Source organism: Chryseobacterium gossypii, from assembly GCF_041361455.1.
In the GTDB taxonomy this organism is placed as follows: domain Bacteria; phylum Bacteroidota; class Bacteroidia; order Flavobacteriales; family Weeksellaceae; genus Chryseobacterium; species Chryseobacterium gossypii.
Genome location: NZ_JBGCUR010000050.1, coordinates 1 through 9,472, shown reverse-complemented (window position 1 = coordinate 9,472; position 9,472 = coordinate 1). Strand labels below are relative to the sequence as shown.

The window sequence follows — 9,472 nt, the reverse complement described above, 5'->3', positions numbered from 1 at the left end:
GTAGCATAAAGAGTATATAAATTTTGTCTCAAAAATAGTTGCAAGTTCAGATATAACGCTTATAATGCAGTAGTTAATGAGTTAAACAAGAAAGAAGAGAAGAAATAATGAAGATATATATATTATCCTTAACTAATTTTATAATTTGGATTTATACTATAATTGTTTGCTACACCCACATTAATGGAGGATATGAAAATAATTTGCTTTTATATTCTGGAATATCAATAGGTCTTTTACTTGCCATTAATTTAGCATATATTACAAGAAAAATATTTTTAAAAGAAATAATTTTTATTTTGATAAATATAATTCTGGTTATATTGATTTCTTATTTAACATTAGTTTTCATACAATTAGATGTAAGGTAATTGACAGGATAGAAATAACAAAAGCCAACTCGTTGAGTTGGCTTTTGTTATTTTACGAATACACTTTTTTAGCTTGTAGTCACGGACGGTCATTAAATCTGCACATTAATAGATTCAGGATCAATTTTCTTTTTCATGATAATTTCTGATATAATCTCTTCAAGATCTGCAATCTTTTTGTAAGCTTTATCATTGATTCGAGATTTATATAGATAGTTATCAAAAATAAAATGCTGTATCTTGCCTGATTTATACTTTATGGTAATTTCCGATAAACAAGCTCTTTTGCATGATTTAACAAATTGTAAATTATTATCTAATTTGTCAATATCCTCTTCAATAATTTTTTTCTTAATTATAGTAATATCATTAGAAGTCATTTCCAAACTATGCTTTCCGGGATTCTTAAATCTATTATCAAGAATATAATAATTATCCGTAATGTTATTAACAATATTATTACTTTGATGAACAATACTTATAATATCATTTTCATTTAATTTGTTTTCCTCTTGTTTACAATTTAATAAAAGAACAAAAAATATACATATAAAATATTTCATTACTTATTTTTTAAAATTAACTATATTCTTGATTGCGTCTGTCCAATTAAAAATCCCTGGAAATTTTCCTCCATAGTTATAAAAACCATACAAATAACTTGAAAAATCCTGGCCATGAGCCTTTAGTGAATTAATTGTAAAATGATAGGCAGAAGATTCTGTATAATCTGAATACTTACTTCCATATTTTGCCATTAAACCAATATACCTATGGTATGCGTGAATATATTCATGCCCGAAAACAGCTTGCTTCACATAATCACTTTTCAATCCAAGATTTGGAGCAATGAGTATTGTAGACTTTTCTCCTTTTGTTAAAAATTCCCACCAATTTTTATTTGCATTTTTTGTAAGCCCTAAAACATGACCTAATTCTTTTGGATTATCCGTCCATATCTGATGTCTATCAGTAAGACTATATCCGCTAGGAAGATTTTGACTTGTTGCAACTTTATATTCAGTATTAATATTATCTACTGAGGCTTGATAATCTCCTGTTGTTTTATTAAAATCATTTTGAACTTGTTGGTCTGTTGTATAATAATCATTAAAATCTCCTGTATCAGAAACATCATATCCAGCATTTTTTAATTCAGTAGATGTTATTGCATTTGGAGTCTTTGATCTGTAATACGCTACTGTTTTTGAAACTACCCAACTAACACCAGCCACAGCACCGCCAATTACAGCGCCTTTTATTACACCTTCTAGAAAATTATCTCCATTAATTAATGAAGCGGCACCGCCACTTCCAGCTCCTGCCAGTGCACCATTTGCAACTGTTCCCCAAAAACCTCCTGCGCTAAAGACCAGCCCCGCTGCTCCCGAAGCTGCTCCGGTGACAGCACCCATCAAAACAGCTTTTCCAAAACCATTCCACGACCAGTTATTATTTATGATTGCCTGAACGGCGTATATTCCGACACTTATTGCTGTTCCTACAATAGCTCCCCAAATCACCGGAGCAATATAAGTTAAGAAAAATCCAGCTACAAAACCAAACTCCCCACTAGGATCATTATACATCAACGGATTATTCATTACATACCCATACTTATTATAATTCTGGGTATTGTAAGGATCCTGTATGTTTTCATCTGCATTTAAGAACCTTCTGAGTAATGGATCGTACAATCTACCATTCATGTGGATGATTCCTACTTCTGCAAAATGCTCGTGGCTTGTATATCCTCTGTCTAATAATAACGAAGCATTATCAATAATATTTTTATCCGTAATGATGGCTCCGTTTCCTATCTGAAGATGAGTAAAGTTACCCCAGGCATCAAAATGCCTCTGCTCCAATTTGTTTCCTGCTTCATCGCTGATGGCCAAGATACTACCGATATAATCTTTGTGCAAAAATTTATAAGAACCGTTGCTTTCATCAAAGTTTTTTATATAGACAATATTTGACTCGTAAGGTGTTCCCCCGATGTATAAAATATGCTTCTCTTTTCCGGTAATATTGTCTTTCAACACTTCAAAGCTTCCGTCTTCACTGTAAAACTTGGTGAATTTACCGTCGCCATCAGTGCTGAAGTTACCGCCATAGGTAACTCTCTGCCTCATGCTGGTTAAGCCATACTGGAAGGCTACATCTCCTTTCATTCCATCGATGAATACCGGATCATTATTTTCGTTATAAATAATGCTTTGGATGAGATCATTGTTGTAGTTTTGGGTTCCTGCAGCATTCAGGGTCATTCCTGTCGGCTGGTAAATCTTGGCAGAGTTTTCATACTTCATGGTTCCCACCTGGTCATTCTCGATGATTCTACCTTTAATGTCGTAGATATTTTGTGAAACCTGTCCAGTTCTAGGATTAGTCCAGCTTATCAACCTGTTATTATCATCGTAATCAAAAGTTTCCAAGATATTGAAATCCCCTAACGTATTTCTGCTTTTCAGCTCATTTTTAACAGCATCAAATGAATAATTGATCTGAAGGATGCTTGGAGTTCCCTGCAGCTGCATCCAATGCTGATGGTCAATACCCGTTAATAAGCCATTACTGTCATAGCTGTTGAAAATTCTGGATTTTCCAAGATTAGCTTTCAATACCTGACCTTTGGCATTGGTTTCCAGAAGTGTCCACAGTACCTTTCCAGAAGTTTTATCTTTAACCTGATACAGCTCTCCGTTCCATGCGCTGTAAACATTTTCCACCTGTACCTTGGTTAGAACTCCCGAAGAATATAATTGTTTTTCGTAAGAAATTACCCTTGCTTTATCATCGTAAGTAATTCCTTTTTGGATAAAATATTTTCCATTACTACTTTCTGAGGAAGATAATAATCTTCCTTGTGTATCATAAGACACACTTGAACTGTAAGCTTTTCCTTTGGATGTCCCACCTTTTGAAATGACCCTGCCCTTATCATCATAGGTGAAGGTGATCATTTTATTGGTGGCTTCTCCGCCATCAGTGGTGGAAAGTTCTTTCTGAGAAATCAACTGTCCCAGACTATTATAAGTATATTCTTTGGTTCCTTTCGGACTAATGATTTTTTTCGGCTGTCCGAATCCATTATACTCATATTTGTACAATCCATTAGATGGATCATTGAATTCTGATTTTCTCCCCCATGAATCATATTTTGTTGTTACGATATTTTCTGCATATTGCGCTTTGATTTGCTCTCCGGCAGCATTGTAAGAGAATGTGATTGTACCTCCTTTATCTGTTGAAGAAACTACATTTCTTAAGGCATCGGTGGTTTTGGATGTAATCCTACCATAACCATTTAGTTCTTTCACCGTAGTTGTTAAGCCGGAAACAGAAGTTTCCATCTGCTTTCCGGTGAATGCTGTAGCGGTTGCTTTAGCAGGGAATACAGAATCGTCATAGGCAATGAGATTCCATTGATTGGCTGATTGCCCTTCGAAATACGGCTCTGATTCTTTGATTTTTCTACCTAGTATATCATACTGCGTGTCTTTGGAAACAAATTGACCCTGCCCAAAGGCTTTAGTAGATACTTTATATTCCTGTCCTAATTTGTTGGTGAGTTTTTTAGTAATATCTCCATCCGGATCATATTGGATAACTGTAATATTTGAGTTGTCATCTCTCTTATATTCGTAGGTAGTAGTTCCTGATAAATTGGTTTTAGAAGTCAAGAGTTTACCCCACGCATCATATGTATTGGTAAGGGTATTTCCAAGAGGATCTGTTTGAGTCAAAATCTGCCCCCGATCATTATAAGTGATGTTAGTTTCTAAACCTAAATTATCTGTTTTCTTTACAACAAATCTCCCCTTCGGATCATACTCAACTGTCGTATTTTGAGTTTGAGAATCTACACTATTGCTGATTGTTTTCTGAGTAATATTCCCGAAGCCATCATAATTATAGGTTTCCTGTAAATAACCTGTATTATCCCTGTTCCAAGTTTTTAAGGTTTTTAAAAGATTGTTTTCATAAATATATTCTTCCTTTGCTGATTTAGTATCTCCATAGGCTTGCACCATATCTGTTTTAGTCTTTGGACGGCCAATATAATAATCCCCGTCCATTCCTGATGGATTATGAATATATTCAAAAGAAGAAGTCGTTACGGCATAACCATTATTGACATTGGTAACACTTTGCGACGGAAGATAATAGTCTCCATAAGTAAGAGTTCCTGTTGTAAGAGTTCCTGTTAAGAAGTCTTTAGTTTTTGTACTTTTAGGAATGATAGCAGTAACTACTTTTGATTTATCAGCTGCCGAAACAGTAGTTATTATCTGACCGTTTAATCTTTTATCAGTTTGGTATGTAGTAGAACTGAAACTCAATAATTGAGTATTATTCTCAGAAATATCAATAGGAAATATTTTACTTTCATCATCAGTTCTAATCGACCATTCTTTTATAGGTACTCCTTCATTTAATGGATCTATCTCTGCTCCAGACCAAACTTTGGTATTTTCAAATCCATCAGCGTACCATGACGAACGTGCCGTTTGGCGAAAGCCAATTGCCCCTTTTCCTGTAAAATGGCTTATAAAACCTCTATATCTGAAATCCTGTTTTCTTCCTAAACTTCTCAATTGAGAAACGGCAAAAGTCTGATATACCTTATTCAGTTCAATATATGGGTATAGTTCTTTTTTTACAGGCCTATAAAAATTGGGATCAATCGTTGGAACCAGCTCTTTGTACTCTACATCGATTTTTATTTCTCCCTGAGTAATTGCATTGATTCGTGCCTCTTTGGCAACATCGTAAAAATCTATTTTCCTTACCCTGTCTCCAGGACTATTTCTATCAGCATGAGGTGCAATAAGAATGATCTGATGTATAGATTGATTTATTCTAAAGCTACCTAAAATCTCTTGGAAATCATATCGGGTTCTTTCATTAAAATAAGTATGTGGATTATCCATAAATCCGCCACTATCACTTAAAGGCCCTTCATTAAAAGAATAACGAATATCATTATTAAACACTTTTCCTCCAGATGAAATTTTAATATCTACAGTATTATAATAATAAATATTAAAGAGGGTATTAGAACCGCCCATCTTAACTCTTTCTTTCCGATAGTTGAAAGTTACAAAATCACTTTTCCCATCCCTGTCCATATCATAAGCCTGATGACTGGTTCTTTCGAGAGTTGCTGTACCATCATCATTAACATTTAAATATGGTTCTTGTCTATATAATGCAAAATTAGATTTCAATTCTTCGACGAAAGATTTTCCTGTTGATTGATATAAATACCAATCTGTTGTTGTTCCGGCAGAAGGTACTAATAAATCACTTTTTCCATCACCATTAAAATCTCCTACAACTGCTCCTTTAGATACTCCTTTAATTTTGTCATCATTAAGATAAAATCCACGTTCGGCAGCTGAATACTGATTATTGGTTCCTTTTTTAAATTGAACTATAAATGGTCTGTTACCACTATCGAATCTTAGGAAATCCATTTTTCCGTCACCATCAAAATCGCCAACCTTATAAGTTTCCAGCACATCGGTATCGTTGGGATAAAATGACATATGTGAATAGGATTGCGATTCACTCACATTATTATCCATATTTATGACAATATATCTTTTTTTGTTGCTGAAACTTTCTTCAAATTCAGGTAGGCTTATTGGGCCATTAGGGTCTTCGGGCTTTTTAATCTTTATATGTTCCTCATCATTAAATCCCATAAACAACTCGGAAATACCATCGCCATCCAAATCAATTTCTGTAAGTTTCAAAGGAGTAGTTTTAACACTAAAACCTTCTTCCATAGGACCTAATTCCGGTGTAGTAAAATCGTAAACTGAATTAGGAATAATTTTTGTGTATTCGGGTACCAGTTGATTTCCATCATTAATAGAATATACAAATAAATGAGCATCTTTTTTTCCGGAAACCGTGTTATTTATTAGCTTATAAAAAGTAAAACCTTGTTTGTTCTCTACAACTCCCAATGGATTTTTAAAAGAAATAGATAACGCTTTTTTAAACTCCTCTTTGGTGACATTTAATGTTCCAACGTAAGTAAGTTCTCCTTGTACCTGATCTAATGCGTTTTTAATTATATAAAGACCTGCAGGTTTATATATAGGATTAACACAAGTCCCCCCATTAAAACCGGGTGTAAAACTTTCACAAATACGAAACTGTTGATCCCGATATTCTAAGGCATCTAGTTTACCATCTCCATCAAAATCCCCTAATAATCCTGATTCGAGAGAATAAGTTTTTGATTCTACCCAACCTGTTCCTCGTGTAGAAGCTTCATAATCAAAAATAACGGGATTTGCTGCTTCATTAGTAGAATTATATTCTGTAATTTGTTGAGCAAATTGATACCCTGTACCATTGTTATCTTTAAAATAATTTATTTTATACCTTTTAAATTGGCTGCCATTGGAATTTACCTTAATTTCTGATAAAAGCTTGTCTTGAGTAAGCCTTAATCCTTGCACATAAGACTGTTCTTTTAAGTCCCTATCAATATAAGTAAACTCGATTGTATTAAAATGCGGCTTATTTAATAGCTCATTTCCTCCCCAGGCAATAGAGGATATTCTGGAGACTCCTCCGGAAACGCCTACGGAACCAACTGTAGATTCATAGTTGTATGTTATATAATTACCTTGAGAGTTCTTCCATTTTGTAATATTATACTCCAATGTTGGGGTGGTGTCCCCCATAAAGCCCGTCGAAAACGTTTTTTCATATTTTGCCTGAGAGCCATCTTCAAAAGTGACCTCCCAATAATCTGGCCCTGAGATATTTTTGCTGTTTCCAATTGATTTTATTTTAATATTGGAATATTTTTCAGTGACATATTCTGCTCCGTCTTTCCCATATTCTCCTGATTTTAAGATCAATCTTTGCCCGTTAAAGCTATAATAATCTGTGTAGTCGAGTTGAATACCTTTTATCTCTCCATCTTTTTCAATATTTCTACCAACTCTTGATATTGTAGTAACCCCGGAAAGATTCCAAGAATATCCTGCAATCCCATTAGAAGAACCGCTGGTATACACTAAATTAACCTGAGGTGCTACATTTTTAACCCCAGGAGGTAAAGCAATAGGCAAAGTAAACTGCAATTGTCCAGCTCCGTTTACTTCTATATTTCCCTTAGTATCGTGAAAACTCTTTCCTGCCGGAGCTGTAGTTCCAGAGGGATTGGTTACCCCAGCCCCTGAATCTGTTGGTCCTCCACCCGGATTTTCCGTTGCAGGTCCAATCTTAGCTACAAAAGGATTGGAAACATCTGATTTTGCATGAAAACCCTCAGTAAGAATCACTGACTGCGGATCTTGTACTGTCCGCGAGGTGCTTTCTGCCTGGTAGAGTATGGTCTGTGAAAAGCCCAATACTGAACATAAGGACAGTATAAATGATGAAAATAATTTCATATTTGTCGTTTTGTAGTAAATTATTGGCTAAAAGTTTATCGTTTGGTAATATTCCGGCTGAATACTCTTCCATCTTTTAGGGTAAATCTCAACACATAAACACCCCATTCATAACCTGTCATATTGATTTTGATCTGTTTGTTCAGATCAGGAATATTCTGTTGTTGAAATTTCCAGTGAACAGTGCTGTGTTGGTAGAGTGAAACAGATTCTATGAGTCCGTCTACTTCATCCGTCCAGTCAATTGTCAAAACATCATTTACAGGAACAGGATACAATCTGATCTGTTTCCAGAAAGTTGCTTCATCCATCATTTGAGATTCGGGCTGAACTTGGGTTGTAGCAACTATTTTAGATTCCGTGGGTGCCGGTTCCTGTGTTGTTTTGCCTGTTAAATTCGTTCCTCTGTAACGTTGATTTCCGGCTTCGTCATATTTAAAATATACTTCGGTCTGGGAAAAACCGAAGAAACCTACCAACAAGGAAAATATCGAAAGTAATTTCTTTTTCATTAGTAGTTATTTTTTAGCATTTATAAGCTGTTGAACCTGTTGTTTCAATTCCTGTATTTGTTTATTTTGTTCAATGGAATACAGCGTTAATTCTTCAATCTTTTCCAATAATTTTGCATCCATTTCTCCTAAATTGATTCCATTTTTTTCAACTTCTTTAGCTGATGGAATATTTGGTAAATGCCCTTTTTCTTGGATATGTTTTTCCACTTCCTCTAAGGTACGAAGCTTATAATCTTTTCTGAATACATAATCCGCCCAGCCATTAGTTACAGGGTTTTCAACTTTTACCTGTTCTGCCTTAATTCCTTTCTTTACATAGAAAATAAAATTAGGATCATTATCATATTGATCTGTTCCAACAGTCACTTTACCCATATTATTTACAACAAGTGTATTATTATGGACAACATCTGTAAATTTAATTCTTGTAATTCCTGATGAATTAGGAGTACTTACATCTACATTGGGATCAACAGCATTATTATTGGGCATAAAAAACTCTAAATTTTGAGTAGATCTCCCTCGAATGACAATATCGCCCTGTTTTGCCCAGTTAGAAGCACAGCCGCTACATTGAGGAGCAACTATTTCCAATCCCGTTCCCGCAGGAGTTCCCGCAGCATTTTGATTTCCAATGATAATGCCATTAACATAGGGTCCCGAGAAGATTCTCATTCTCTCGGTATTGTTTGTTTTAAACACAAGTTCTTTATCATCTGTTGTCCCGATAAAGTTATCTGTGGGTGTTGTTCCAGGATTTCCTGCTAGATTCCAGGATTGTGCAAAGGTAAATGATGAAACCAATAAGGCCAACGATAATAATTTTTGTTTCATTATATTATGTTAAAAATGTTAATTTTGCAAAAGTACTCTTTTTAGTTCACTATGAAAAGATGTATTTAATAATTGTTGGCGTAAACCTTGTCATTTTTAGTGTTTTGTAATATTTCTAAGTGGAATTGCGGCAAAGATATTTTGTCAAAGCGAGAGAACTCGACGTATTATATTTTTCTTAGTTTTTATGACATAGCTGAATTTAATCCGAATCAATTGAATAACTATAATTAATCAACAGTCATACATTTACCCCTTTTTACTATTGGGAGCTCAAAACTTAACCTTTATTTACGAGCTCAGGCAAAAGTCCGATGCTAATAAG

General features: G+C 34.6%; 4 protein-coding genes. All 4 read right to left on the bottom strand.

The window, feature by feature from the left end; all coding sequences use genetic code 11:
- Positions 1–463: 463 nt before the first annotated feature.
- The 4 genes from ABMQ40_RS16255 to ABMQ40_RS16240 are packed head-to-tail and all read right to left on the bottom strand — an operon-like array spanning position 464 to position 9,147.
- Entirely contained in the window at positions 464–934 is a 471-nt protein-coding gene (locus ABMQ40_RS16255) for a hypothetical protein (protein ID WP_370901496.1), read from the bottom strand.
- 3 nt (positions 935–937) lie between these two features.
- Positions 938–7,798 carry an RHS repeat-associated core domain-containing protein gene (locus ABMQ40_RS16250; RefSeq protein WP_370901494.1) on the bottom strand — a complete coding sequence of 2,287 codons (6,861 nt, stop codon included), beginning with the start codon at positions 7,796–7,798 and terminating at the stop codon, positions 938–940.
- A 35-nt stretch (positions 7,799–7,833) separates the two neighbouring features.
- Positions 7,834–8,310, bottom strand: coding sequence for a T9SS type A sorting domain-containing protein (locus ABMQ40_RS16245; RefSeq protein ID WP_370901492.1), 477 nt, complete (start codon positions 8,308–8,310; stop codon positions 7,834–7,836).
- A 6-nt stretch (positions 8,311–8,316) separates the two neighbouring features.
- On the bottom strand, positions 8,317–9,147 hold the full coding sequence (locus ABMQ40_RS16240) for a cell wall anchor protein (protein WP_370901490.1): 831 nt from the start codon (positions 9,145–9,147) through the stop codon (positions 8,317–8,319).
- Positions 9,148–9,472 lie beyond the last annotated feature (325 nt).